Source organism: Oxalobacteraceae bacterium OTU3CAMAD1 (assembly GCA_024123915.1).
In the GTDB taxonomy this organism is placed as follows: Bacteria; Pseudomonadota; Gammaproteobacteria; order Burkholderiales; family Burkholderiaceae_D; genus Rugamonas.
Map to the genome: position 1 here is coordinate 6,212,218 of CP099650.1, position 24,280 is coordinate 6,236,497.

The 24,280-nt window shown below is 61.6% G+C and carries 25 protein-coding genes; 16 read left to right on the top strand and 9 right to left on the bottom strand.

What is annotated here, in order from left to right:
* Positions 1–146: 146 nt before the first annotated feature.
* The 3 genes from NHH88_26535 to NHH88_26545 all read left to right on the top strand — a co-directional run bounded on the left by NHH88_26535 (position 147) and on the right by NHH88_26545 (position 3,493).
* Complete coding sequence (locus NHH88_26535; GenBank protein ID USX13183.1) at positions 147–2,003, top strand: CHASE domain-containing protein; 1,857 nt, start codon at positions 147–149, stop codon at positions 2,001–2,003.
* Between the two features lie 159 nt (positions 2,004–2,162).
* Positions 2,163–3,113 carry a hypothetical protein gene (locus tag NHH88_26540; protein ID USX13184.1) on the top strand — a complete coding sequence of 317 codons (951 nt, stop codon included), beginning with the start codon at positions 2,163–2,165 and terminating at the stop codon, positions 3,111–3,113.
* Positions 3,114–3,292: 179 nt separating this feature from the next.
* Complete coding sequence (locus tag NHH88_26545) at positions 3,293–3,493, top strand: hypothetical protein (GenBank protein USX13185.1); 201 nt, start codon at positions 3,293–3,295, stop codon at positions 3,491–3,493.
* Positions 3,494–3,587: 94 nt separating this feature from the next.
* On the opposite strand, the gene NHH88_26550 is transcribed toward NHH88_26545, so the two are convergent.
* Entirely contained in the window at positions 3,588–3,827 is a 240-nt protein-coding gene (locus tag NHH88_26550) for a hypothetical protein (protein ID USX13186.1), read from the bottom strand.
* Positions 3,828–4,096: 269 nt separating this feature from the next.
* Positions 4,097–4,342, bottom strand: coding sequence for a hypothetical protein (locus tag NHH88_26555; GenBank protein ID USX13187.1), 246 nt, complete (start codon positions 4,340–4,342; stop codon positions 4,097–4,099).
* A gap of 282 nt (positions 4,343–4,624) precedes the next feature.
* On the opposite strand from NHH88_26555, the gene NHH88_26560 reads away from it, so the two are divergent.
* On the top strand, positions 4,625–4,876 hold the full coding sequence (locus NHH88_26560) for a hypothetical protein (GenBank protein ID USX13188.1): 252 nt from the start codon (positions 4,625–4,627) through the stop codon (positions 4,874–4,876).
* A gap of 57 nt (positions 4,877–4,933) precedes the next feature.
* On the opposite strand, the gene NHH88_26565 is transcribed toward NHH88_26560, so the two are convergent.
* Positions 4,934–5,836, bottom strand: a complete 903-nt coding sequence (locus NHH88_26565) for an SDR family oxidoreductase (GenBank protein USX13189.1) — start codon at positions 5,834–5,836, stop codon at positions 4,934–4,936.
* A 12-nt stretch (positions 5,837–5,848) separates the two neighbouring features.
* Here NHH88_26565 and NHH88_26570 point away from each other — a divergent pair, with 12 nt between their 5' ends.
* From NHH88_26570 to NHH88_26585, 4 genes are all read left to right on the top strand, one after another.
* Entirely contained in the window at positions 5,849–6,877 is a 1,029-nt protein-coding gene (locus NHH88_26570) for a CDP-6-deoxy-delta-3,4-glucoseen reductase (protein USX13190.1), read from the top strand.
* A gap of 63 nt (positions 6,878–6,940) precedes the next feature.
* A complete protein-coding gene (locus tag NHH88_26575; GenBank protein ID USX13191.1) occupies positions 6,941–8,191 on the top strand; it encodes an MFS transporter in 1,251 nt (416 codons plus the stop codon).
* Positions 8,188–8,856, top strand: coding sequence for a DUF1345 domain-containing protein (locus NHH88_26580; GenBank protein USX13192.1), 669 nt, complete (start codon positions 8,188–8,190; stop codon positions 8,854–8,856). The genes NHH88_26575 and NHH88_26580 overlap by 4 nt, the downstream gene beginning before the upstream one ends.
* Before the next feature lie 70 nt (positions 8,857–8,926).
* Complete coding sequence (locus NHH88_26585) at positions 8,927–9,301, top strand: HPF/RaiA family ribosome-associated protein (protein USX13193.1); 375 nt, start codon at positions 8,927–8,929, stop codon at positions 9,299–9,301.
* A 119-nt stretch (positions 9,302–9,420) separates the two neighbouring features.
* Here the strand turns inward: NHH88_26585 and NHH88_26590 are convergent, their stop codons facing one another.
* Positions 9,421–10,203, bottom strand: coding sequence for a helical backbone metal receptor (locus tag NHH88_26590; protein USX13194.1), 783 nt, complete (start codon positions 10,201–10,203; stop codon positions 9,421–9,423).
* Positions 10,204–10,356: 153 nt separating this feature from the next.
* Between NHH88_26590 and NHH88_26595 the strand changes: the two genes are divergently transcribed.
* Entirely contained in the window at positions 10,357–11,337 is a 981-nt protein-coding gene (locus NHH88_26595) for a GGDEF domain-containing protein (GenBank protein ID USX13195.1), read from the top strand.
* 3 nt (positions 11,338–11,340) lie between these two features.
* Here the strand turns inward: NHH88_26595 and sbcB are convergent, their stop codons facing one another.
* Positions 11,341–12,783 (bottom strand): exodeoxyribonuclease I, encoded by a 1,443-nt coding sequence (gene sbcB / locus NHH88_26600; protein USX13196.1) that lies wholly within the window; start codon positions 12,781–12,783, stop codon positions 11,341–11,343.
* 76 nt (positions 12,784–12,859) lie between these two features.
* On the opposite strand from sbcB, the gene NHH88_26605 reads away from it, so the two are divergent.
* Positions 12,860–13,435 carry a DUF5610 domain-containing protein gene (locus NHH88_26605; protein USX13197.1) on the top strand — a complete coding sequence of 192 codons (576 nt, stop codon included), beginning with the start codon at positions 12,860–12,862 and terminating at the stop codon, positions 13,433–13,435.
* A 123-nt stretch (positions 13,436–13,558) separates the two neighbouring features.
* Here the strand turns inward: NHH88_26605 and pyrF are convergent, their stop codons facing one another.
* A complete protein-coding gene (gene pyrF, locus NHH88_26610) occupies positions 13,559–14,380 on the bottom strand; it encodes an orotidine-5'-phosphate decarboxylase (protein ID USX13198.1) in 822 nt (273 codons plus the stop codon).
* A 99-nt stretch (positions 14,381–14,479) separates the two neighbouring features.
* Between pyrF and NHH88_26615 the strand changes: the two genes are divergently transcribed.
* The 3 genes from NHH88_26615 to NHH88_26625 all read left to right on the top strand — a co-directional run bounded on the left by NHH88_26615 (position 14,480) and on the right by NHH88_26625 (position 16,982).
* Complete coding sequence (locus NHH88_26615; protein USX13199.1) at positions 14,480–15,241, top strand: SDR family oxidoreductase; 762 nt, start codon at positions 14,480–14,482, stop codon at positions 15,239–15,241.
* 322 nt (positions 15,242–15,563) lie between these two features.
* Complete coding sequence (locus NHH88_26620) at positions 15,564–15,956, top strand: VanZ family protein (GenBank protein ID USX13200.1); 393 nt, start codon at positions 15,564–15,566, stop codon at positions 15,954–15,956.
* A 645-nt stretch (positions 15,957–16,601) separates the two neighbouring features.
* A complete protein-coding gene (locus NHH88_26625; GenBank protein USX13201.1) occupies positions 16,602–16,982 on the top strand; it encodes a hypothetical protein in 381 nt (126 codons plus the stop codon).
* On the opposite strand, the gene NHH88_26630 is transcribed toward NHH88_26625, so the two are convergent.
* Positions 16,979–17,749, bottom strand: coding sequence for a TraB/GumN family protein (locus NHH88_26630; GenBank protein USX13202.1), 771 nt, complete (start codon positions 17,747–17,749; stop codon positions 16,979–16,981). The two genes, NHH88_26625 and NHH88_26630, sit on opposite strands and share 4 nt — an antisense overlap.
* A 435-nt stretch (positions 17,750–18,184) precedes the next feature.
* Here NHH88_26630 and NHH88_26635 point away from each other — a divergent pair, with 435 nt between their 5' ends.
* Positions 18,185–19,192 carry an LLM class flavin-dependent oxidoreductase gene (locus NHH88_26635; protein ID USX13203.1) on the top strand — a complete coding sequence of 336 codons (1,008 nt, stop codon included), beginning with the start codon at positions 18,185–18,187 and terminating at the stop codon, positions 19,190–19,192.
* A gap of 183 nt (positions 19,193–19,375) precedes the next feature.
* Positions 19,376–20,548, top strand: a complete 1,173-nt coding sequence (locus NHH88_26640; protein USX17443.1) for an MFS transporter — start codon at positions 19,376–19,378, stop codon at positions 20,546–20,548.
* A gap of 4 nt (positions 20,549–20,552) precedes the next feature.
* Here NHH88_26640 and NHH88_26645 read toward each other — a convergent pair whose 3' ends face one another.
* Positions 20,553–21,446, bottom strand: coding sequence for a family 43 glycosylhydrolase (locus NHH88_26645; protein USX13204.1), 894 nt, complete (start codon positions 21,444–21,446; stop codon positions 20,553–20,555).
* Between the two features lie 134 nt (positions 21,447–21,580).
* Positions 21,581–23,212: a M28 family peptidase gene (locus tag NHH88_26650; protein USX13205.1), complete on the bottom strand. Its 1,632-nt coding sequence runs from the start codon at positions 23,210–23,212 to the stop codon at positions 21,581–21,583.
* A 127-nt stretch (positions 23,213–23,339) separates the two neighbouring features.
* Here NHH88_26650 and gluQRS point away from each other — a divergent pair, with 127 nt between their 5' ends.
* Positions 23,340–24,263, top strand: a complete 924-nt coding sequence (gene gluQRS, locus NHH88_26655) for a tRNA glutamyl-Q(34) synthetase GluQRS (GenBank protein USX13206.1) — start codon at positions 23,340–23,342, stop codon at positions 24,261–24,263.
* Positions 24,264–24,280 lie beyond the last annotated feature (17 nt).

The window sequence follows — 24,280 nt, forward strand, 5'->3', positions numbered from 1 at the left end:
GGAGGCACCGGTTTTTTTCATCCCCACGCGTGAACAACGTCCTGGACAAATGGCGTTTTTAATAAAATTACTTGACTCGCATGAGTAATATTTTCTATATTCAGGCAGGGCGAAATATGACAGAAGTTGCTTGAAAGGCAAACGCAATGGAGGTACTGCTGGCACAGCGACAAATGTTTTCCCCGCCCAAATCCGTCTGGTGGGCGGGCATCATGCTGTCCCTGGGCGTGGGTGCGCTGTGCTATGTGGCCGCCTATAAAATGGTCGAGTACGACGCCGGCGAACGCTTCATGCACCAGGCGCGCAACGCGCAGTACCACATCAGCTCCCGCATCGACACCTATGCCGACGTGCTGCGCGCCACGGCCAGCTATTTCGACGCCAGCGACAAGGTCGAACGCGAAGACTTCCACCGCTTTGTGCGCGGACTGAAACTGTCGACCCAGTTTCCCGCGCTCGTCAGCATCAACTTCGCGGAGTACATCACCGAAGCGCAGCGCGAGAATTTCGAAAAGGTATCGCGGCACAGCGGCGACGGCACCCCCAACGGCTATCCCGACTATGTCATCCAGCCGACCGGCCGCCGCGCCGACTATTCCGTCATCACGATGATCGAGCCGATCGCGGCGTTCCGCTGGCGGGTCGGCCTGGACATCACGCACAAGCCGCCGGTGGCGCAGGCCCTGGCCAACGCGCGCGACACCGGCGAGATCAGCACCTCCGGCAAGCAGATCGACATGGACAGCTTCGGCCAGGGCGGCGGCATGGCGATCCGCCTGCCGCTATACCGCAAGGATATGCCGCTGACCAATGTCCAGGAGCGCCGCGCCGCCTACCGGGGTTCGGTCGGCATCGGTTTCAGCGTGCCGCGCCTGGTGCAATTGGCGATGGACCAGATGCAGGTGCGCGACGTGCGCCTGCGCCTGTACGACGGCGGCGAGAGCAGCGACCGTTCCTCGGCCTCGTCGGCGCCCACTTTATTATTCGACAACAAGGTCAACGGCGGCGAGAACGTGCGTGCGGCCGACCAGTTCGGCATCGTGCTGCCGCTGATGTTCAACGGCCGCCAGTGGCATGCCCACTTCAGCGCGCCCAAGGCGGCCTGGTCGAGCCGCTTCGACCTGTTCCTGCCGTGGCTGGCCATGTTGAGCGGTTTTATCGGCTCGCTGCTGTTCTACCTGCTGATCCACACGCTGTCGTCGTCGCGCATGCGGGCGATCAAGATGGCCAAGGTCATGACCAAGGAATTGCGCGACAGCCAGGCCAAGCTGCAGCAGTCGCACCACAAGCTGCGCCGGCTGGCCGCGCACGCCGACCAGATCAAGGAGCAGGAACGCAAGCGCATCGCCCGTGAAATCCATGACGACCTGGGCCAGAACCTGCTGGTGCTGCGCATCGAGGCGGACATGCTGGCCACCCGTACCCGCCACCGCCATCCGCGCCTGCACGCCCGCGCGAAAAGCACGCTCAGCCAGATCGACAGCACCATCAAAAGCGTGCGCCACATCATCAACGACCTGCGTCCGAACGTGCTGGACCTGGGCCTGAACGCCGCCGTCGAATGGCAAATCGCCCAGTTCCGCCAGCGCTCCGGCATGGTGTGCGAGCTGATCGAGCACCAGCGCGACATCCGCATCGACGACCATTGCGCCACCGCCTTCTTCCGCGTGCTGCAGGAATCGCTGAGCAACATCGTCCAGCACGCGCACGCCAGCCTGGTGCGGGTGGAATTGCGGCAGGCCGGCGGCATGCTGAGCATGACCATTACCGACAACGGCGTCGGCATGCGGGCGAGCAATCGCAACAAGGTGGGTTCGTTCGGCCTGGTCGGCATCGAGGAACGCATCAGCTTGCTCGGAGGCGTCTGCTCCATCATCGGCAGCCCGAACGCCGGCACCACGGTCGCCATCTCGGTGCCGATCGACCACGTTCCCCCGCCTTCCAACGACGATATCAACGACATCAACGACGCCGGTCACCTGACCGCCAACGTCATCGCCTGATCCCCCTCCGGTTTACCCCGTGGCTGGCTAGGACAAGTCAGCGACTTGTAGGAATTTCCTCAGCAACATTGATAAATATCAAATGTGAAGAAGCAAAGTTAGGCAAAAATCAATTTGCTCGCAATGTTTCTTAACCCGTATCAATTAGAGGAGATGTCCATGAACGTCATCAACGCCCTGGATCTGGACCCCATCAAGGTCAAGCTGATGCATAAAGAATCCGGCGAAGGCTGGTCGCTGGAACATGTTAACGCTATCGAGTTGGAATATCGCCGGTTCCTGACGCTGATGAAAAAATACCCCCACGAACAGACCTCGCCGCTGGTCGACGTGGACACGTTCTGGCACTACCACATCCTCGATACGATGAAGTACGCCGCCGATTGCGAGGCCGTGTTCGGCTACTTCCTGCACCACTTCCCGTACGTCGGCATGCGCGGCGAGGAAGACGAAGCGGCGCTGGCGCGCATCGGGCAGCGGATGAAGGAACTGTACGAAGCGGAATTCGGCGAGGCCTATGTGCGTCCGGCCAAGCGTGCCTTCGAAGGCGCCACCCAAGCCAACGCCTTCTGCGGCTCGCCTGAAAAGCAGGCCAACGCCTTCTGCGGTTCGCCTGAAAAGCAGGCCAACGCCTTCTGCGGCTCCCCTGAGAAACAGGCCAACGCCTTCTGCGGCTCCCCTGAAAAGCAGGCCAACGCCTTCTGCGGCTCCCCTGAGAAACAGGCCAACGCCTTCTGCGGCTCGCCTGAAAAGCAGGCCAACGCGTTTTGTGGCTCGCCAGAAAAGCAGGCAAACGCCTTCTGCGGCTCGCCAGAGAAACAAGCGAACGCGTTTTGTGGCAGCCCAGAAAAACAAGCCAACGCATTTTGTGGCTCGCCAGAAAAGCAGGCCAACGCGTTTTGTGGAAGCCCAGAGAAGCAAGCCAATGCGTTTTGCGGCTCTCCTGAGAAGCAAGCCAACGCATTTTGCGGTTCGCCTGAGAAGCAAGCCAACGCGTTTTGCGGCTCTCCCGAAGAGAAAGTCGCTTTTTGCGGCAGCCCAGAGAAGGCAGTAGCCGCCAAAGTCCCGAACCAGTCCGGCCTGTTCAGCGGCCGTCCAACCCTGAGCTAAGACAACCTGCGACCACAAAGCCAAGCGTCATCTAAACCACGTAGGGCGGATTAGCGAAGCGTAATCCGCCATCTGTGGCCCCCCGATGACGCGCGCGGTCACCAAAAACAAGCAACACCAGCAGGCGGCATGATTAAATAAGTGGCATACTCTGAACTCCACCGTCCTGGGAGCTCATCATGGCCGTCAATTCAGTCGCCTCAAACAGCGCCGCAGTCCAATCAACGCCACCGCCGCGTCAAGCGGAGCCGGTGCAGGCCGCGCCAAAGCCTGCCGAGCAAGCGGCGCCACCGGCACCGCCGCCACAGCAAGCGGCACCCGCTCCAACCGTGAACAGCAACGGCCAGCGCATCGGCACGACGATCAACACGACAGCGTAAGCAAAACCAAGCGGGCCGACCAAAACCGGACCCACCAAAGAAAACGGCGCGTTACCGAGAGGTGCGCGCCGTTGTCTTTTTTGTTGGTCGCCTATCAGGCCGCCATCAGTTCGCGCAGCTCGCGGATGCTGAAATCGCTGATCTCGTGCATACGGATCAGGATGGTTGCACCAATCGGGAGGGTATTGTGGCGAATTTTGCTGATGACTGGAGGTGCTACTTCCAGGGCGCGCGACAACGCAGCATCGTTTTTCAGTTGCAGCTTTTCGATGATGGCGTCGAGGACGCGGTTCGGATTGTAGGTTGGGGATGCGGTGATTTCTTTGATAGACATAATGTTTAAGTAGGTTCGTGGCCGCTTTCGCAAAAAAACGACACATGGGTAAATAAAATTTTTAGCTCAATTACCAGTGAAGCACTACAAAACGCGAACGTTTATGCCGGTTTTTAGTGCCTAGCCGCGATAATACACGTTTTTGTTAACGAACGGCTAACCCGAGCTGTTTTTGTGTGAGATTTTGATAGATTTTACACCTATTTCTTATGCTAGTAAGAAATTTGTTGCAAGAAAAGGTATAAAACATTGTAAAGATTTGTAGCAACTCAGTTGGAACGGCTGAGGCCGGAGGCGAGGAAACACCATTCGACGGCCATCAAAGTAGCCAGTTGCGCAATGGTGCTTGGGAGGAAGATCGTCGAGGTCGAGCCGAAGCCCGCACTGCTGGACGCGCAGCGCCAGCCCAACTGACGACGGATTTCTTCCGGCGTCGGTGGCGGACGGCGGTCGCACTCACGCAACTGCATGTAGGCACGGACCTGCTCTTTGGTCGGATGCAAAGTGGCTGGCATACGCGAGCTCCTCTTAGAGATAACAACAATATCGCATCAAGCGCCGCTTTTTTTGATGCGCGTCAAGCAAGTCATCTTAATAGTTTGACACAGAAAGCTGACATCGGGCTTGCACTGGTATAAGTCTCAGTCTCTTTTTACACCTTTTTGCTGGGCAACTACAAGCGCCGCCCCGCTACTATGTGCGAGTACCAACGCTCGACATGATCTGGTCGTTTAAAATGACGTTTTTCCCGCCTCTGGCCGGACCAACAACCGCAATCCAACAACACTAAGGCGCCCATGACCTACGAAGAATTCCTCGATGAGGTAACCACCCTGCTGCACGAGCTCTACGACCTCGACGACGCGGCCGCGATCAAGCTGGTGGTCGACGCCCAGGACGCCGATTATTTTGTCGCGCACGACGACAAGGAAGAGATGCGCACGGTTGAACAGGCGAAGAAAGACGCCACCGCGCTCTACGAAGCGAAGCAAAACCGCAATCAGACCCAGCGCAAGCAGCAGTTGCGCAAAGTGCAGCAGAAGAAGTAAGCAAAAGTACGCAAAAACCGGGCGGCCATGCCTTGTCCACCTTGCCGCCCGCCGACCTCACATCCCCGCCAGCATCCCCGCCACCGTCGGATAACGCAACCGCACGCCTAATTCCCGCTTGATGCGTCCGTTGCTCAGCCTGCGCGACTCGGACATGAACGACAGCAGCGCCGGCGTGATCACCTGTTGCAATTCAGCACGCGGCAAACGCGGCGGACGTTGCATGCCGAAAGCGTCCGCCACCGCGTCGAAATACTCCGCCATCTTCATATCGCTGTCATCGACCGCGTGGTAGATACGGTTTGGCAAGCCGCCAAACAGCGCGCTGACGATGATCGTCGCCAGGTCGTCGGCATGGATATGGTTGGTATATACGTCCTCGGCGGCCAGCAAGGCCGGCGTGCCCTGCTGCAAGCGCTTGATCGGCAGCCGCTCGGCCCCATAAATCCCCGGCACGCGCAGTATGGACAGGTCCGAACCGGCACGCACGGCCCAGCGCCGCAGCACGGCCTCGGCGTCGACCCGGCGCGTGGCCCGGGGGTTGCGCGGCGCCACCGGACGGCTCTCGTCAAACAACGCTCCGCCGCAATCGCCGTACACCCCGGTGGTGCTGACATAAACCATGCGGCCTTGCTCAGGTAAAATGGCGGTCAGGTTACGCGTGCGTCGGTCCAGCGCGCCCTCGGCCGGCGGCGGCGCCAGGTGCACCACGTATTGGGCCAGCCCGGCCAGGCGCCGCAAGCTGGCGGGATGGTCGAGATCGGCCACCAGCGGCACGGCGCCCAGCGCGCGCAATTCGGCGCGACGCTCGGGCTGGCTGGTGGTGGCGAACACGCGGAAATGGCGCCGCAGCAGCGGCACCAGGCGCATGCCGACGTCGCCGCAGCCGACGATCAGCAGACGCGGCCGGTTGAATGCGTGGGAATGTAGTTCGTGATTGATTAGCTTGATGTTTTTCATCTGAAGGATTGTATGACGTTTCAAATTACTGTACAGCCTAGCGGCCACCAATTCAGCTGCGAGGAAGACGAAACCGTCCTGGCGGCCGCCATCCGCGCCGGTGTCGGCTTGCCTTACGGCTGCAAGAACGGCGCCTGCAGTTCCTGCCGGGGCAAGGTTTTGTCCGGCTCGGTGACGCACAAGGCCCACCAGGAACGCGCGCTGAGCAAGGAAGACGAAGCAGCCGGCTACTCGCTGTTCTGCTGCGCCACCGCGCACGCAGACCTGGTCATCGAAGCGCGCGAAGTGGCCGGCAGCGACGACTATCCTATCCGCAAGATGCCATCGCGCGTCGCGACCCTGGAAAAAGTGGCGCCGGACGTGGTCGTGATGACCCTGCAATTGCCGGCCAACGAGACGCTGAAATTCCGCGCCGGCCAGTATATCGAATTCATGCTGCGCGACGGCAAACGCCGCAGCTACAGTATCGCTTCGCCGCCGGACCAGGGCCAGCCGCTGGCCCTGCACATCCGCCACATGCCGGGCGGCCTGTTCACCGACCAGGTGTTCACGACGATGAAGGAGCGCGACATCCTGCGCTTCGAGGGCCCGATGGGGACCTTCTTCGTGCGCGAGGATACCGACAAGCCGATGGTGCTGCTGGCCTCCGGCACCGGTTTCGCGCCGATCAAGGCGATCGTCGAGCACCTGCGGGCGCAGGACTCGCAGCGTTCGATGACCTTGTACTGGGGCGGCCGCCGCCCGCAAGACCTGTACATGGACGCGCTGTGCCGCCAGTGGGAAGCGATCCTGCCCAACTTCAAATACGTGCCGGTGATCTCGGCCGCGCTGCCCGAAGACAACTGGAACGGCCGCACCGGCTACGTGCACGCGGCCGTCATGGCCGACCTGCCCGACCTGTCCGGCCACCAGGTCTACGCCTGCGGCGCGCCGGTGATGGTCGACTCGGCCAAGCAGGACTTTGTCGCGCAGTGCCGTTTGCCGGAGGAGGAATTCTACGCCGACGCCTTTACAACAGAAGCCGACATCAACAAACCGTAACAGCATCCAACCGGGAGCGGACTGGGATGCGGAGTCCCAGGACCCGCATCCCAGAAAGCCCCAATGTCCGACAGTTCCGCCTCTTCAAACGCTGGCAACGGTTTCAGCGTTCTGCGTCACCGCAACTTCACCCTATACCTCAGCGCGCGCACCCTCGCCACCCTCGCAGTCCAGATGCAAAACGTCGCCATCGGCTGGCAGGTGTATTCGATGACGCACAATCTGTTCGACCTTGGCCTGATCGGCCTGGCGCAGTTCGCGCCCTTCCTGCTGCTGATCCTGATCGCCGGCCACGCCGCCGACCGCTACGACCGCCGCAACCTGATCGCCATCGCGCTCGCCGCGCAACTGCTGTGCGGGCTCACCCTGCTCGCCTTCACCATGGCCGGCCTGAGTACCGTGTGGCCCGTGTTCGCCGTGCTGGTGCTGTTCGGCAGCGCGCGCGCCTTCATGGGGCCGGCCACGCAGGCCATCCTGGTCAACCTGGTGCCGCCGGAAAGCTTCAGCAAGGCCGTCGCGCTGAGCTCGTCGAGCTTCCACGTGGCCGTGATCCTCGGGCCGACCCTGGGCGGCCTGTTCTACCTGGCCGGCCCCAAAACCGTATATATCATTTCCTCGGCGCTGCTGGTCGCCGCCGTGGTCATGATGTGCATGGTCAAATCGGTCAAACAGCCGAGCAACCGCGAACCGGCGACATGGCACACGGTACTTGAGGGCCTGCGTTTCGTGCGCTCGCGGCCGGTGGTGCTGGGCGCGATCTCGCTCGACCTGTTCGCCGTGCTGTTCGGTGGCGCCACCGCGCTGCTGCCGGCGCTGGCGCACGACGTCCTGCACGTCGGCCCGACCGGCCTGGGCATGCTGCGCACCGCGCCCGGCGCCGGCGCCGCGCTGTGCTCGATCGCGCTGGCCTTCTTCCCGATCACGCGCCGGGTTGGCCAGTGGATGTTCGGCGGCGTGGCCGTGTTCGGCATGGGAACGCTGGTGCTCGGCGCCACCTCCACCTTCATCGTCGCGCTGGTGGCGCTGTTCCTGATGGGCGCCGGCGACATGATCAGCGTCTATGTGCGCCACCTGCTGGTGCAATACGAAACGCCGGACGCGATACGCGGCAGGGTCAGCGCCGTCAACTCGGTGTTCATCGGCGCATCGAACGAATTGGGCGAGTTCGAATCGGGCGTCACCGCCGGCTGGATGGGCCTGACGCGCGCCATCCTGTTCGGCGGCGCCGCCACCCTGGCCGTGACGGGACTATGGGCCTGGCTATTCCCGGTCCTGTCGCGCATGGACCGCTTCCCGCACGAGGATAAAAAATGACGCTCCTGTCGAAATTCCTGCCCAAGATAGCGCACAGCCGCCCCCACCTGACCCTAGCCATCGTGATCGGGGCCGTGGTGCTGCCCTTGCTGCCAGGCCATTGGCGCTGGCTCAGCCGCGTGCTGACGGCGTGGGACGTGGTCGTCTGGGTCTACCTCACGACGATGGGATGGATGATGCTGCGCGCCGACCAGCACGACATCAAACGCGCCGCCTGCCGCCAGGATGAGAAGGGACCGGTGATCCTGGCGACCTTGTCGATTGCCGTGATGATCAGCCTGGCCGCCATCGTCTCGCAGCTGACCACGCTCAAGGACGCGCCGCATGCCGACCTGGCGATGCACTACGGCTTCGTGGTGCTGACCTTGACGGGCTCCTGGTTCATGGTGGGCGTGATGTTCTGCTCGCACTATGCGCACCTGTATTACACCCATCCCGGCGGCGAGCCGGCGCTGGGCTTCCCGGACCGCCACCTGAAACCGAACTATTGGGATTTCCTATACTTCTCGTTCACGATCTCGGTGGCGGTGCAGACCTCGGACGTGACCGTGCGCTGCCGGCGCATGCGCAAGGTGGTGCTGGGCCAGTCGGTGCTGTGCTTCTTCTACAACCTGGCGATTCTCGGTCTTTCCATCAATATTGCAGCGTCTCTCATCAACGGTTAGCTACTTAACGAGAACCTAAGGCAAAAAGGAGTAATATTGATTCGCAGTTCAACAACACAGGAGCAAGCATATGCAGATCAATATTAATTCCGACAAAACCATCGATCGCAACGCGGGTCTGGACGAGCATGTGCAATCAGTCGTGAACAACGCGCTTCATCGCTTTGGTGAGCAGATCACCAGTGTGGAAGTGCACCTGAGCGACAACGTGGGTCAAAAATCAGTGGATGGCGACAACCGCGTCCTGATGGAAGCACGGGTTACCGGATACAAGCCGATCGCCGTGAGCGATCACGCAGCCACCTTGCACCAATCGATCGGCGGCGCCGCCGACAAGCTCAAACGCGCGCTCGACAGCGCCCTGGGCCGCCTGCACGACAAGGACAAGCGCCACGCGGCCGATCCTGTGGTCGCCACGGCCGATACGGACGAAGACGAGCAATAACCACGGAAACACGTAGGGCGGATTAGGCGGAACGCCGTAATCGGCCATGCATATGCCGCATGCGGCGCATACATGGCCGATTACGCTACGCTAATCCGCCCTACGTGTTTAAGACTATCTCACGAGCCGCTAGCGAGCGCGCGCAAATACCGCAGCCCCTGCACCGACCGGCTGCCATACCACGACATCATCTCTCCATCGACCAGCAGCACCGGCTTGCCCAGCTGCTTTTCCAGCGCAAACGCATGAGCTTCAGTGAATCGATACGGTTCGCTCGACAGCAGCACACCGTCGATGCCGGCCACCAACTCCGGAGACCATGCGAATTGCGGATACCGCACCTCGCCCAGGTCCGGCACGCTCCAGCCGATCTCTTCCAGCATGCGCGCGATATACGTATCGCGCGAAATCGTCATCCAAGGGTCCTGCCAGATACAGTACAACATCGTCTGCGCCGGCCCTTTCGGCGCCGCCTGCAACAACGCATACTCCGCCTCGAACGCCGCGCACCAGCGCTCCGCAACCTCCTCCCTGCCGAACACCCCGCCCATCAAGCGCGCCAGCGCCAGGTTGTCGCGCGGCCGCACCGGATGCGTGACGACGATATTGGGAATGAACTCGGCCAGTTCCTCGACGGTCGGCTTTTCGTTCTCGTCGATATTGACCACAAGATGCGTCGGCGCCAGCTTGCGAATCTTTTCAACGTTGACATCCTTGGTGCCGCCCACCTTGGGAATGGTCTGCACGACGTCGGCGGGATGGATGCAAAAACCGGTACGTCCCACCAGTTGCCCGGCCAGCCCGAGATCGCACAACAACTCTGTAATCGACGGCACCAGCGAGACGATGCGCGCGTTCGGGTCCGCCGGGTGCTCAGTGCCAAGCGCATCGATATAGGTCATGAGGTTTTCCGTCTTGATAGCAATGGCAATATTGAAGCACTCCACACCACAACACGCAACAACTACGTGACCCGGCCCCCTCGTTTGGGTATGATGTTTGAGTATCATAAGAATGCCTGCCAGCATAAATCGCTGCGCTATTGAAAGATTATCTTGAAACAGATCAGCACCTTCGGCACCTCCACCCACCAGATCGGCGACTTGCAGCTGCTGCGCAATGCGAATGATGACGCCGCCATCGCCAAACTGCTGGCGCACTGCCCCATCATGCGGCTGGACGCGGACGAAGCGGTCACAGACTCGAGCAAGGCGCGGCTGTATATCGTGCTGCGCGGCGCGCTGTCGGTGGCCACCGACACCCGCACCGGCATGGCCGACGGCACCGTCAGCAAGATCCTGCCCGGCGAAAGCGTCGGCGAGCAATCGGTGCTCGACGAGGAAGCCAATCTGTCGAGCATCACCGCGCTGGAGGAAAGCGACGTGCTGGTGATCGAGGCGGAGATCGTCTGGCAATTGATCGACGAATCGAACGTGCTGGCGCGCAATCTGCTGCGCCTGTTGTCGTTCCGCATACGCGCCGCCAACGCGCAGTTGCGCCGGCGCCAGAAACTGGGCGAGTTCTATCGTCAGTTGTCGATGATCGACGGCCTTACGGGCCTGTACAACCGCGCCTGGCTCAACGACCTGCTGCCGACAATGATCACCACCGCGCACGGCTCGAATTCGCCGCTGGCGCTGATCATGATCGATCTGGATCACTTTAAACGTTTCAATGACAGCCACGGCCACCTGGCCGGCGACCAGGCCTTGCGCTCGGCCGCGCAGGTGCTGAGCGGCGCGTTGCGCCCGACCGATTTCGCCGTGCGTTACGGCGGCGAGGAAATGATGGTGCTGCTGCCGGACACGCAGCGCAAGGTGGCGCTGGCGGTGGCCGAGCGCTTGTGCGAGCGGATGCAGCAAGCGGTGGTGTTCAGCGACATGCGCGCGCCGCTGCCGCACATCACCGCCTCGTTCGGCGTCGCGATATTGCAGCCTCAACAGAACGAACAAGACCTGATCGCCGCCGCCGACGCCGCGCTCTACCGCGCCAAGGAACTAGGCCGCAATCAGGTGGTGCAGGAAGAACTGGCGTAGTCCTTACTGCGCCGGAGCGATCAGCTCCACGTACTCATACAACTCCGCCAAAATCTGCTCGGCCCGCTCATCCGCATCCTGCTGCAGATGATCGATCTCGCCAAAGAACTGATCGATGCTGCGCGCACCGCCGGCCCCATCGTAAAACCGCGCCGCCCGATGCTGCTCCCAATGCTCCATCTCCGGCTCGGACAAGGTCTCCGGGAAGTTACGCGCGCGATATCGGAACAGCAATTCCACCAGGCGCGGATCATCGAACGACGGCGACGCCACCGCCAGTTTCGCCGGCGCCTCCTTGCGCAAGGACTCCAGCAAACGGCGATCCTCCTTGCCGATAAAGCCGTTATACAAATCCTCATCGACATCGAGCTCGGCGCCCGGCGGACGATAAAACACCTGCTCCCACTCGATATCCATATTGCGCCCGGCGGCGGCCAGCGCGGCAAACGCCTTGCCCTGCTCCAGATCGATACCCCACTGGGCCGCCATGGCCGGCGACAGCGTCTTCAGGTTCGACACCAGCATCGGCGATTTGTTCAGATGAATGCTCTTGACCGGCAGCCGCGTCATGCCTTCCGGCAGCGCGTCGGTGCGCGTGAAGATGCGCGTGCGAATCGTGTCCGCATCCAGGGTGAACAACTCGGTCGGATCGTAGGTGCAATCCCAGACAATGACTTCGTTCTTGTTGGTCGGATGCGTCGCCAGCGGCCACACCAGCGCGATGCAGCCGCGCTCGGCCGGGAACATGCCCGACACGTGCAGGAACGGCGCGCGCAGCTGCGGCGCCAGGTGCATGCCGATCTCGTCGGCTACGCGGTCCTTCTTGTGCAGCGCGAAGCAGAAGTCGAACAGTTTCGGCTGCTTCTGCTTGATCAGCCGCGCCAGCGCGATGGTGGCGCGCACGTCGGACAGCGCGTCGTGCGCGGCCTCGTGCAGCAGCCCGTTGGCCTTGGCCAGGTCTTCCAGCCGGAAGCTGGGCTTGCCGTCGGCCTTCTTCGGCCATTCGATGCCTTCCGGACGCAGCGCATACGTCATCCGCACCACGTCCAGCAGGTCCCAGCGGCCGCACTGGTTCTGCCATTCGCGCGCGTACGGATCGATCAGGTTACGCCAGAACATGAAGCGGGTGATCTCATCGTCGAAGCGAATCGTGTTGTAGCCGACGCCGACGGTGCCCGGCTTGGCAAACGCCTGCTCGATGGTGGCGGCGAACTTATGCTCCGGCACGCCCCATTCCAGGCACTGCTGCGGCGTGATGCCGGTGATCAGGCAAGATTGCGGATCAGGCAAGAAGTCATTGGCCGGCTTGCAATACAACATGATCGGGTCGCCGATCTCGTTGAGGTCGGCGTCGGTGCGGATCGCGGCGAATTGCGCCGGGCGATCGCGACGCGTCTGCGCGCCAAAGGTTTCGTAGTCGTGCCAAAGAAAAGTCTGTGTGGTCATAGAAGCGCATTCAGGGGTGCTACAGTTATTCTAAAAACTGCCGATAATTCAATGGTATTCCAACCGGAGCAACATCATGGCTACTCCCGTCTCAGTTACATCAGGCAGCACGGCCGCCAAGGCCGCACCACTCCAGGCGAAGGACGTCCAGGCCAAGGACGAGAGCACGATGTCGGTCGGCGCCAAGGCCAAGGCGCAACTCAACGCTTCCATCGTACAAGCTTCTTTGACGGTATCATTGAAATCTTCCAACGAACCGATGTCGGTCGTGCTGAAAACGGCGCTGACCGGCATTAACGAGGCGCTCAAGGACGACTTCGGCGACAACGCCATCCAGAACGCCGTGTCGCAGGACAATACGCCGGAAGGCACCGCGAGCCGCATTGTATCGCTGTCGACCGCATTTTACGACGCGTTCAAGCAGCAGAACCCAGGTGTGGATGAAGAGACGCTGCTTAACAAGTTCGTCGATACCTTGAAAAAGGGCGTCGACCAAGGCTTCGGCGAGGCGCGCGACGTGCTGGAGGGATTGAAAGTGTTGGGTGGCGAGGTCGCCAGCAATATCGACAAGACCTACGAACTGGTGCAGAAGGGGTTTGAGGATTTCATCGCCTCGCGCCTGGCGAAGCCGGCGGAAACAGAAAAACCGTAGGGCGGATTAGGCGGAACGCCGTAATCCGCCATTGCATGCGTCATCGGCGGCGCATGCAATGGCGGATTACGCTGCGCTAATCCGCCCTACGTATCTCCGTGAGCTGCACGCTCTGCGGCCAAATTAATCGCGATGCAAATTGATCGCGTCACGCGTTTCCAGCGCCACACGGCGCGCTGCGGACGCGAAATCCTCGCCCGCCTGCGGCGCCGCATACAAAATCTCTCGCGACGAGTTAATCATCATGCCAGCGCCAGCCGCCGTCTTGCCCGATTTAACGGTGGCCGCGATATCCCCGCCTTGCGCGCCGATGCCCGGCACCAGCAATGGCATATCGCCAACAATCGCCCTCACCTGCGCCAGTTCCTCGGGGAAGGTAGCGCCGACCACCAGGGCGCATTGACCATTGGCGTTCCACTTCTCCGCCACCAGACGCGCGACGTGCTGATACAGCGGCTTGCCGTCGACGTTCAGGAACTGCAGATCCGAACCGCCCGCATTCGAGGTACGGCACAGCACGATGATGCCGCGATCCGCCCACTCCATATACGGTTCCACCGAATCCGAACCCATATACGGGCTGACGGTGACCGCGTCGGCGCCATAGCGGTCGTAGGCCTCGCGCGCGTACTGGCGCGCGGTGGCGCCGATGTCGCCGCGCTTGGCGTCCAGGATCACCGGAATATGCGGATAGTTCTCACGCGCATAGGCGCAGATTTTTTCCAGCTGGTCTTCCGCGCTCAGGGCGGCAAAATAGGCGATCTGCGGCTTGAACGAGCAGGCCAGGTCGGCCGTCGCATCGATGATCTCGCGGCAGAAATGATAAATACCTTGCGGGTCGTTCTGGAACTGGGCCGGCAGCTTGGCCATGTCCGGGTCCAGGCCCACGCACAGCAGGGAGTCGTTGGCCGTCCACGCGGCAGACAATTTGTTGATGAAATTCACGACGCACCTTTTAATCTGTTGCAAACCCTCTATTGTAACGCGCCGCCAGCGGGCTGTTAAAATTTGCCCTCCATCCCAGAACGCTCAGAAAGCACTCCTATGAAATTATCCCAAAAAGTCGCTATCGTGACCGGCGCCACCCAAGGCATAGGCTTGGCGTGCGCCCAACGCCTGATCACCGAAGGCGCGAAAGTCATGCTGGTCGATATCAAACCGGAGGGCGAGCAAGCCGCCGCCGCGTTGGGCGAACAGGCCCGCTTCTTCGCCGCCGACGTCAGCCAGAAGGCCGATGTGGACGCGCTGGTCGCCGCCACCATGGCGGCGTTCGGCCGTATCGACATCCTGATCAACAACGCCGGCGTCACCCACGCCGCCGATTTCCTCGACGTCACCGAGGACGATTTCGACCGCGTCATGCGCATCAACCTGAAATCGATGTTCCTGTGCGGCCAAGCGGTCGCGCGCGAGATGGTCAAGCAGCAAAGCGGCTGCATCATCAATATGTCCAGCGTCAACGCCGAGCTGGCGATCCCTAACCAGGTGCCCTATGTCGTATCCAAGGGCGCGATCAACCAGTTGACCAAGGTGATGTCGCTGAACCTGATCCCGCACGGCATCCGCGTCAACGGCATCGGTCCCGGCACCATCCTGACGGAACTGGCAAAGAAAGCGGTGATGTCCAGCCCGGAAGCGCGCAACACCATTTTGTCGCGCACGCCTATGGGTCGTTGCGGCGAGCCGGAGGAAGTGGCGTCGATCGCCGCCTTCCTCGCCAGCGACGACGCCAGCTATATGACCGGGCAAACCCTGTATGTCGACGGCGGCCGGCTGGCCTTGAATTACACCGTCCCCGTCAAATAAACCGTCTCAAATATTGAGTTATGCGCCTGCCTGATGTCTGGTATCTGAAACAACAATTAGACACATATCTGATGGAGTCCCATAATTACACCTGTCTCCACTATTCTCCTCCAAGAAAATAGTTTTAAGCCCGCTTTAACCAGCGGGCTTTTTTTTGCCCTTTTTTCGCTGGTATTGTTTTTTGTCATGGCCGCGTCATATTGCCGCCCTATACTCATTACATCTTAAGTACATGCAACCGATAGGCATGACTGAAGAAAGGTGCACCGGGAACCCGGTGCACCACTCCCCATTTCGCGCAGTGCGTGGTATTGTCTGGCTTATGATCAAGCAATTACTTCTGACTTCATCCCACGCCAAACTGCGCTACCGAACTGCCATCTGCCTTTATCTGCTGATTCTGATTTTTGGCTCGATTCCGGGCGCCCGCCAGGATATCGGCGAGGTCGCGTCCGGCGTCATACTGCATTCACTGGCGTACGCCGGCCTGGCCTTCCTGATCTTTACCGGCGGCACGGGCAGCCCGGCACAACGCGCCGGCAAGGCCGTTCTCACGATCGCGGCCATGGGTGCCGTGGACGAGCTGGTGCAAAGCTTCCTGCCCTACCGCCACGGCGCCGTTTCCGATTGGCTGGTCGACTGCAACGCCGCCATTCTGACTTCGCTGGTCATGTGGGCCTTGTGGACGCGTTTCCGTATCCAGCCGCAAACTTAATATCGGGACTGACGTCAGCGGGAAAGCTTCTCCCGCCGCCGGTGGCCGACTCCACATCCAAACGCATTTGCTGCAATTGCTCGGCTTGGGCCACGCGTACCAATCCGTGCAATGCATGAGTGAGCAAATGCCTGCAGCGGGGATCCTGCTTTTCCCCACAGGCTAGAGTGATTAACTCTTCGATAATAGTATCTGTCACGCGTGTCAACATATCGATGTCCTTTAAAGTGATACCGAACAATTATTGTCTGTAGGTAGCATGTTTCAATTGATGTACATCAATTGTGGCGGGATAGTCCGGAACAAAAAAGCATTGCGCCTCTCTCACCCAAGTGGCTGGCCCACTTTGATTAACCAACGGGGAGGCAAAAAATGTACATCACTAAGCAAAATAAATGGGTTGCAGTTGTATGCATGGCGGCGTTGGCCGGATGCGCTTCGGACCGGATGTCCGACAGCTCGTCCAGTGCCAACACCGGCTATACCGCGCCGGGCACCACGGCAACGTCAAGCACCGCCGGAACCGGCAGTCCAAGTAGCACGGGGACCGGCGAAACCGGCAGCAGCACCGCTGGCACGGGCACGGGCAGCATGGGAAGTACCGGCAGCATGGGCAGCAGCGGTAGCAGTGGTGGCACGGGGAATTTGGGAAGCACTGGCGGCAGCACGGGAAGCACCGGGAGCACCGGCACCCTGGGCGGCACGGGTAGCAGTGGCAGCACTGGCACGATGGGTAGCACGGGCACGATGGGTAGCACCGCCAGCGCGGGCGACACCAGTTCCGCGCAAACCTCTTACGGAACGGTGCAGGCCATCGACCAGATGCAGCGTCAGGATGTGGGCGCGGGCGCAGTGGGCGCCGCGGCGGCGGGCGGCACCATGGCCGGTTCGCCGACCGACCGCGTGTATCGCGTCACCGTGCGGATGGACGACGGCAGCAGCCAGTTGGTGGTGGTCGATTCCATGCCTGGCTACAAAATAGGTGACCGGGTCCGCTACAACAACGGCACCCTGACGCCCTATTAATACAACTGTTCGACCTGATAGCCGCGCCGCTTGAGCAACTGCGGCAGGCCATCGTCACCCACCAGATGCAGCAGGCCAACGCCGACAAAGGCTACTTTGTCCTGCTGCATGATGCGTTCGATATTGGCGGCCATCTCGGGATTCCGCTTACCCAGCAGCACCCGCTGCATGAAGCCGGCCGAAATGGAATCGCCGGTGGTGGCCGAGTGCCACGCCGCCTTGATGCCTGGCGCGTCGGCCGAACTCCACGCGTCGATCAACGCCTGCGACTTCTTCAACGACGAACCGCTGGCCAGGTCGGCCAGGCTTTCCACCAAATATTGCTCTTGCTGGCGCGCGTCCAGCGTGTCGAACAAACCCAGCTGATATTCCGCGCTTTCCAGTTCCTGCACGGTCTTCTCCTGCTTCTGGGCGGCCGCCAGCAGCGCGTATTCCACCGCCTGGCTGCGTTGATATCCGTGCAGGTCCAACTCCGTCCCGACCAGCAGATTGGCGATCAGCCATGGCTTGTAGTGCTGCACCGATTGCAGCGACAAACCCGCCTTGGCCAGCGCCGCGACCATTTTGTTCAAAGTGGCCGGGCTCAAATGGTTCTGCACCACATCGCCGTCCGGATAGCGGCCATGGCGGGCCAACGCCTTCTGGAATGGCAAATCCTGGCGAATATCCAGTTCGATCACTAAAGTATTCGAATCAAGCAGCGCCCGCGACGTTTGTGCATCGAGCGGGTAAAAACCATCCTTGCCGACATGGATAGTGCCAAACAAATAACTTACTTTACCTTCATGACTAATCCGGTACAGCTGGCCACGACGCTGCGAACTTGTCTCGCTCACGCCCGCAGCGAACACAGCTTCGCTGACAAAACTGAGTAACAATGCAAACAAGATGACAAGTTTCTTAGGCATGCGAATTCCCGACGATAGCAGGAGATGCCATCGAAATAACATTATTTAAGAGGAGTGGGAGCAGCTCGGCGTGGCGCTTTACTGTTTCCAATAGTAAATCAGGAAGGCGCTGGAGAAAAACTTTTTGTGAAATTTGGCGCGACTGTCGGCAAATTAAACACACTTAAATAGCAGGGAAATAATAAAAGAGCTGTGCAAATATAAACAGTTTGTCGGTTTAACATTGGTTCAGTAAAACCACATCCGCTCCAAGGGCTTCATTGAAAGCTGTGCGGTTGGCCCGATATGTTATTCATGATCCCATTTTCCATACTCGACCTCGCCCCGATCGCCGAAGGCAGCAACGCTTCCGCATCGTTCCGCAACACACTCGACCTCGCCCAACACGGCGAGCGCTGGGGTTATCAGCGCTACTGGCTGGCCGAACACCACGGCATGCCGGGCATCGCCAGCGCCGCGACCGCCGTGGTCATCGCGCATGTGGCCGGTGGCACATCGACCATCCGCGTCGGCGCCGGCGGCATCATGTTGCCCAACCACGCGCCGCTGGTGATCGCCGAGCAGTTCGGCACCCTGGAGGCGCTGTATCCAGGCCGCATCGACCTCGGACTGGGCCGCGCGCCCGGCTCCGACCAGACCACGGCCCGCGCACTGCGCCGCACCCTGGAAACGGACGCCGACGCCTTCCCTCAGGACGTGCTGGAGTTACAAGATTACATGTCCGACACGCCGCGCCAGCGCGTGCTGGCCGTACCCGGCAAAGGCGCCAAGGTGCCGCTGTGGATACTGGGCTCCAGCACCTTCGGCGCGCAGCTGGCCGCGCACATGGGGTTGCCGTTCGCCTTCGCCTCGCACTTTGCGCCGCAGATGATGATGCAGGCGTTGACCTTGTACCGCGCCAACTTCCAGCCCTCGGCGCAACTGGCCAAACCTTATGTCATGCTGGGCTTTAACGTCTTTGCCGCCGACACGGACGAGGAGGCACGCCTGCGCGCCACCTCGATGCAGCAAGCCTTCGTCAACCTGCGTACCGGGAAGCCATCACGGCTGCAGCCTCCGCGACCGGGCTATCTGGAATCGCTGGGACTGCCGGAACGCGCGATGCTCGATTCCGTCCTGTCGTGCAGCGCGATCGGCGCGCCGGAAACGGTCGGCCGCCAGTTACAGGAGTTCATCAACCGCACCGGCGCCGATGAATTGATGATCACCTCGCAGATCTTCGAGCACGAGCATCGGCTGCGCTCGTATGAAATCACGGCCGAGGTGCATCAGTCACTGAAGCGCGCGGAAGCGGGGCTTTAATGAACCACGTAGGGCGGATTAGCGCGTAGCGCGTAATCGGCCCTACGTGTCTCCGGGGCATAGCTCAGTCCGACAAATCCCTCACGCTCAGCAGCATTTTGCGATCGCCGGTAAAATTGCCGCCTGCAAAATGAAGGAGCACCCGTGAGCCAGTCCCACGCCCAGCAAGATCTCTCCCCCGGCATGGTCTGGCTGTTCGCCGTCGCAACCGGTCTGATCGTCGCCAACCTGTACTACGCGCAAACCCTGATCGGCCCGATCAGCCGCGCCACCGGCCTCACCCCGAGCGCCGCCGGCCTGATCGTCACCCTCACGCAAGTGGGCTACTGCGTCGGGCTGCTGTTCATCGCCCCGCTCGGCGACCTGGTCGAAAACCGCCGCCTGATCTTCATCGCGCTGCTGACCAGCGCGGTCGCCCTGCTGGCCGCCTCCGCCACCAGCAACCCCAACCTGTTCCTGCTGGCCGCCTTCTGCATCGGCCTCGGCACCGTCGCCGCGCAAATCGTCGTCCCGTTCGCCGCCCACATGTCGCGGCCCGAAACGCGCGGGCAAACGGTCGGCAAGGTCATGAGCGGCCTGATGATGGGAATCATGCTCGCCCGTCCCGTCGCCAGCCTGATCGCCGACGCGTTGAACTGGCATGCCGTGTTCGTCATCTCCGCCGTCACCACCACCGCCCTCGCCTTCCTGCTGCGCGCCCGGCTACCCCAGCGCCATCCGAATTCCGGCCTGCGCTACTTTGAGCTGCTGGGTTCGATGTGGCACCTGCTAAACAGCACCCCGATCCTGTGCCGGCGCGCCGCCTACCAAGCCTGCATGTTCGGCGCCTTCAGCCTGTTCTGGACCAGCGTATCGCTCGAGTTGACGGGGCCGTACTTCCACCTCAGCCAAACCGGCGTCGCCATTTTCGCGCTGGTCGGCGTCGCCGGCGCGGTCGCGTCGCCGATCGCGGGCAAGCGTGCCGACCAGGGCAAAAGCCTGTCGACCACGTTTATCGCGTTCTCGCTGGCCGCTGTGGCGTTCCTGCTGCCGCTGGCGATACACGCCAACCGCATCGTCGATCTGGGCGTGCTCGTGCTCACTTCGATCTTGCTGGACATGGGCGTCTCGGCCAATCTGGTGACGGGACAACGGGCGATTTTCGCGCTGCCGGCGGAGGTCCGCGCGCGCCTGAACGGGCTCTACATAGCGTTGTTCTTCATGGGCGGCGCGATCGGCTCGTCGCTGGGCGGCTGGATGTTCGCCGCGCACGGATGGCGCGGCGTGTTGTGGGCGGGATTGGTGTTCCCGCTGGTGGCGTTGTGCGTTTTCGCCACCGAACCCGGGGTCAGGTTGATACGTCGGGAAAACACGTAGGCTATTATTTACGGTGCATTTTTCCGTCGGCGCTGTATTCGATTTCCTGTACCAGGATCGAGCGGCGATGGTCGCCGCCGCCGGGCAGCACGCTGTCGTGGTAGAACAGCAGCGTCTTGCCGTCATGTTCCAGGATTGCCTGGTGATTGGTAGATATCTTCAGGAAGTCGATCAGCACGCCGCGATATTCGAACGGTCCCAGCGGCGACTTGCCGGTCGCGTAGACGATCTGCCCCGGCCAGCCGGTCGAGAACGAGAAGTAATAGACGCCCTTGTGCTGATGCAGGAACGGCGCTTCGCCGTACGCGGTCTTGGCCGGGAACTTGTCCACCACCACATTCTTGATGCCGCCCACCGCGCTCTTGAGGTCGGCGGACAGCTCGACCACCTTCGGCACGCGCGTGCCGAAGTACAAATAGATACGCTTGTCCTTGTCGATAAACACAGCGGGATCGATCGGCTCGTCGCCGGCATTGGCGTCGCGCGGCGTCTCGACCAGGGGCTTGCCGATCAAATCGACAAACGGCCCCATCGGGCTATCGCTGACGGCCACACCGATTTGCTTGCCACCAACCGGCGCGAAGAAATAGTATTTTCCGCCGTGCTCGACCGCCTCCGGCGCCCACGCCTTGGCATCCGCACTGGCCCACTTGAAAATACTGGCGGGCAAAGTCGGGCCGTGATCCTTCCAGTTCTTCAAATCGGGCGACGTCAGCACGCGCCATGAAGTCGAGTCCCAGTACTTGCCCGAGTTGTTCTGATCGTCGGTCGCGTAGACGACGTACTGTCCGGCGAAAAAGTGCGGCGAGGGATCGGCTGCGAAATTTTTCGTCAGCAAAGTTTGCGCGCTTGCGCAGGCGCTCGCTGCCAGCAGCACGGTGGCCAGGATAGTTTTCATGAAGTCTCCAATATTTTTATTGAGACGATGGTAAAACTGATAATGACCGCAGAGATATAACTTTATTGAGTTCTGCCATAAAAAAAGCGGCCCTAAGGCCGCTTTCCAGCAAAACAAGCCGACCTTACTTGACGTTACTTGACGTTGCGCGGCTTGGCGAACGCGTCGCCGGCCTTCCATTCAGGCAGCTTCGGGCTGTCGGCGATCATGCGGCCCAGGTTCAGCGTGTATTGCGCCATCTGCACCATGCCCGACAGGTCCCAGCTGGCGTCGTACTCGTCGCTGACCTGGTGGTAGCGCTTACCATACGCATCCGCCTTCACCTTGGAGCCGGCCGGGTCCTTGATGTATTCCCGGCCGCCGTCGATCGAAAACGCCGGCACACCCTGCTTGGCGAAACTAAAGTGGTCGCTCCGGAAGTAGCCGCCGGCCAGATCCGGTTCCGCCTTGGCGATATGCATGCCCATGGCCTTGGCGGCGGCTTCGGCCATCTTGCCCAGTTCGGTGCGCTCGCTGCCCTGGGTGCCGATGTCGCGCGTGGCGCCGACAAAGTTCAAGCTATCCAGATTCAGGTTGGCGGCGGTCTTCGCCAGCGGCCACAACGGCGCCGTCGCGTAGGCCGCGCTGCCCAGCAGGCCCTGCTCTTCGGCGGCGACCCACAGGAACATCTGGCTGCGCTTGGCCGGCGCGCGCACCGCTTGTTGCGCCATCGCCAGCAAACCGGCCGTGCCCGAAGCGTTGTCGACCGCGCCGTTGAAGATCGTATCCCCACTATCGCCCTGCTTGCCCAGGTGATCGTAGTGCGCGCTGTAGATGACGACTTCATCCTTCAGCTTCGGATCGGTGCCCGGCACCACGGCGGCAACGTTGAACTGCTCGACCTTGCGCACGGCGGCCTTCATCTCACCGCTCAGTTTGGCGGCCAGCGGCACCGGCTTGAAGTCCTTGCCCTCGGCGGCGGTGCGCAGCGCGTCCAGATCCTGCCCGGCGGCCTTGAACAAGGCGCGCGCCGTGTCGTCGGTGATCCAGCCCTGCAGCTCGGTCCCCAGGGTGCCGGCCGCCAGCTGGAAGCGCTCCACGCCGGACCAGCTGTTCTGGATCACGCTCCAGCCGTACGACGCGGTGGGCGTCGTATGGATCAGCAGCACGCCGGCGGCGCCCCGGCGCTTGGCTTCCTCGAACTTGTAGGTCCAACGGCCGTAGTACGTGAGGCCCTTGCCGTTGAAGCGGTTCGGCTGCTCGGCGCTCGGCTGCGGGTCGTTGACCATCATGACCAGGATCTTGCCCTTGAGGTCGGCACCCTTGAAATCATCCCACTGCTCGTCCTGCGCGGTGATGCCGTAGCCGACGAACACCAGGTCGGCGTTGAAGCTGTGCGCGGCGGTCGCGTCGCCAGGCGCGAACACCCAGTCCTTGCCAAAGCTGATCGGCAGCGCCTGGCCGCCCGCTTCCAGCTTGAGCGTGCTCTCGGCCGGCAACGTTTTGACGCCGGCGATCTGCACCGCCTGGCGATAGCTGTCGCCGTTACCGGGTTTCAAACCCAGCGCCAGCGACTGCGTTTCCAGATAGGAGACGGTCAGGTCGGCGCCGCGCTGGCCGGTGCCCCGGCCCTCCAGCAAATCGCTGGACAGGAAGGCGAGGTGCGCGCGCAGCGGAGCTTCCTGCACCACGGCAGCGGTTTTGCCGCTGGCCGCGTGTGCGGGGAAGGCCAGCGCCAGGCTGATGGCCAAGGCGGAGGCAACAAAGGATGGGGTCATTTTTTGCATGATGTCCTGAAGGCGTGGATGATGAATGCGGCCAAATTGGCGCGCGCACATTGTAAGACATTTGCCGAGGCCGCCGAACGCCATCCATTGCGCAGCGCAGCATAGGCCGCCGCGTTAAAATGACAGCATGACCGATCGCATCAACACCGCTGACAACTACATAGGACGCTTCGCGCCCTCCCCCACCGGCCCACTGCACATCGGTTCGCTGGTGGCGGCCATGGCCAGCTACCTGGACGCCAAGGTACACAACGGCCAGTGGCTGGTGCGCATCGAGGACGTCGACGGCGACCGCAACGTCCCCGGCGCCGACCAGCACATCCTGGCGTCGCTGCAACGCAGCGGCATGCGCTGGGACGGCGAGGTCACCTGGCAAAGCCGGCGCACCGGCCTGTATGAGCAAGCGCTGGCGCGGCTCGGCGACCTGGCCTACCCCTGCGGCTGCTCCCGCAAGGAAATCGCCGATTCGCAACTGAGCCTGACCGGCAGGCAGGCGCAGGCGCTGATTTACCCCGGCACCTGCCGCCACGGCCTGGCGCCCGGCAAGAGCGCCCGCGCGCTGCGCCTGAAAGTGCCGCAATCGCCGCATTGCGTGATCGGCTTCGACGACCGCTGGGCCGGCCACGTCAGCCAGGACCTGACCGACGAGGCTGGCGACTTCGTCATCAAGCGCGCCGACGGCTTCTGGGCCTATCAACTGGCGGTGGTGGTCGACGACGGCGATCAGCGCGTGACCGACATCGTTCGCGGCGGCGACCTGCTGGACTCCACGCCGCGCCAGATTTATCTGCAACAAGCGCTCGGCCTGCCGCAGCCGCGTTACCTGCACGTGCCGGTGGTGGTCAACGAGCTGGGCGAAAAATTATCCAAGCAAACCGGCGCCCTGGCCTTCGACAACGGCGCGCCGCCGGACCTGCTGCTGCAACAGGCGCTGCTGCCGGCCGCGCGCTTCCTCGGCATGGATTTCCGCGCCGACACGATCGAAGCCTTCTGGCGGGTCGCCACGCCGGCCTGGGCACAAGTTCTGCGGAATCCGCCTATTTCGCGGTAGTCTCGACCTCGCTCAAG

Excerpts from the sequence above, each read along its gene's own strand:
- NHH88_26540 (USX13184.1), top strand. The coding sequence starts at position 2,163 with ATGAACGTCATCAACGCCCTGGATCTGGACCCCATCAAGGTCAAGCTG.
- NHH88_26645 (USX13204.1), bottom strand. The coding sequence starts at position 21,446 with ATGAAAACTATCCTGGCCACCGTGCTGCTGGCAGCGAGCGCCTGCGCA.
- NHH88_26560 (USX13188.1), top strand. The coding sequence starts at position 4,625 with ATGACCTACGAAGAATTCCTCGATGAGGTAACCACCCTGCTGCACGAG.
- NHH88_26605 (USX13197.1), top strand. The coding sequence starts at position 12,860 with ATGGCTACTCCCGTCTCAGTTACATCAGGCAGCACGGCCGCCAAGGCC.
- NHH88_26580 (USX13192.1), top strand. The coding sequence starts at position 8,188 with ATGACGCTCCTGTCGAAATTCCTGCCCAAGATAGCGCACAGCCGCCCC.
- NHH88_26565 (USX13189.1), bottom strand. The coding sequence starts at position 5,836 with ATGAAAAACATCAAGCTAATCAATCACGAACTACATTCCCACGCATTC.
- NHH88_26640 (USX17443.1), top strand. The coding sequence starts at position 19,376 with ATGGTCTGGCTGTTCGCCGTCGCAACCGGTCTGATCGTCGCCAACCTG.
- NHH88_26555 (USX13187.1), bottom strand. The coding sequence starts at position 4,342 with ATGCCAGCCACTTTGCATCCGACCAAAGAGCAGGTCCGTGCCTACATG.
- NHH88_26545 (USX13185.1), top strand. The coding sequence starts at position 3,293 with ATGGCCGTCAATTCAGTCGCCTCAAACAGCGCCGCAGTCCAATCAACG.
- NHH88_26575 (USX13191.1), top strand. The coding sequence starts at position 6,941 with ATGTCCGACAGTTCCGCCTCTTCAAACGCTGGCAACGGTTTCAGCGTT.
- NHH88_26535 (USX13183.1), top strand. The coding sequence starts at position 147 with ATGGAGGTACTGCTGGCACAGCGACAAATGTTTTCCCCGCCCAAATCC.
- NHH88_26635 (USX13203.1), top strand. The coding sequence starts at position 18,185 with ATGATCCCATTTTCCATACTCGACCTCGCCCCGATCGCCGAAGGCAGC.
- NHH88_26570 (USX13190.1), top strand. The coding sequence starts at position 5,849 with ATGACGTTTCAAATTACTGTACAGCCTAGCGGCCACCAATTCAGCTGC.
- NHH88_26550 (USX13186.1), bottom strand. The coding sequence starts at position 3,827 with ATGTCTATCAAAGAAATCACCGCATCCCCAACCTACAATCCGAACCGC.
- NHH88_26615 (USX13199.1), top strand. The coding sequence starts at position 14,480 with ATGAAATTATCCCAAAAAGTCGCTATCGTGACCGGCGCCACCCAAGGC.
- NHH88_26585 (USX13193.1), top strand. The coding sequence starts at position 8,927 with ATGCAGATCAATATTAATTCCGACAAAACCATCGATCGCAACGCGGGT.
- gluQRS (USX13206.1), top strand. The coding sequence starts at position 23,340 with ATGACCGATCGCATCAACACCGCTGACAACTACATAGGACGCTTCGCG.
- NHH88_26650 (USX13205.1), bottom strand. The coding sequence starts at position 23,212 with ATGCAAAAAATGACCCCATCCTTTGTTGCCTCCGCCTTGGCCATCAGC.
- sbcB (USX13196.1), bottom strand. The coding sequence starts at position 12,783 with ATGACCACACAGACTTTTCTTTGGCACGACTACGAAACCTTTGGCGCG.
- NHH88_26590 (USX13194.1), bottom strand. The coding sequence starts at position 10,203 with ATGACCTATATCGATGCGCTTGGCACTGAGCACCCGGCGGACCCGAAC.
- NHH88_26620 (USX13200.1), top strand. The coding sequence starts at position 15,564 with ATGATCAAGCAATTACTTCTGACTTCATCCCACGCCAAACTGCGCTAC.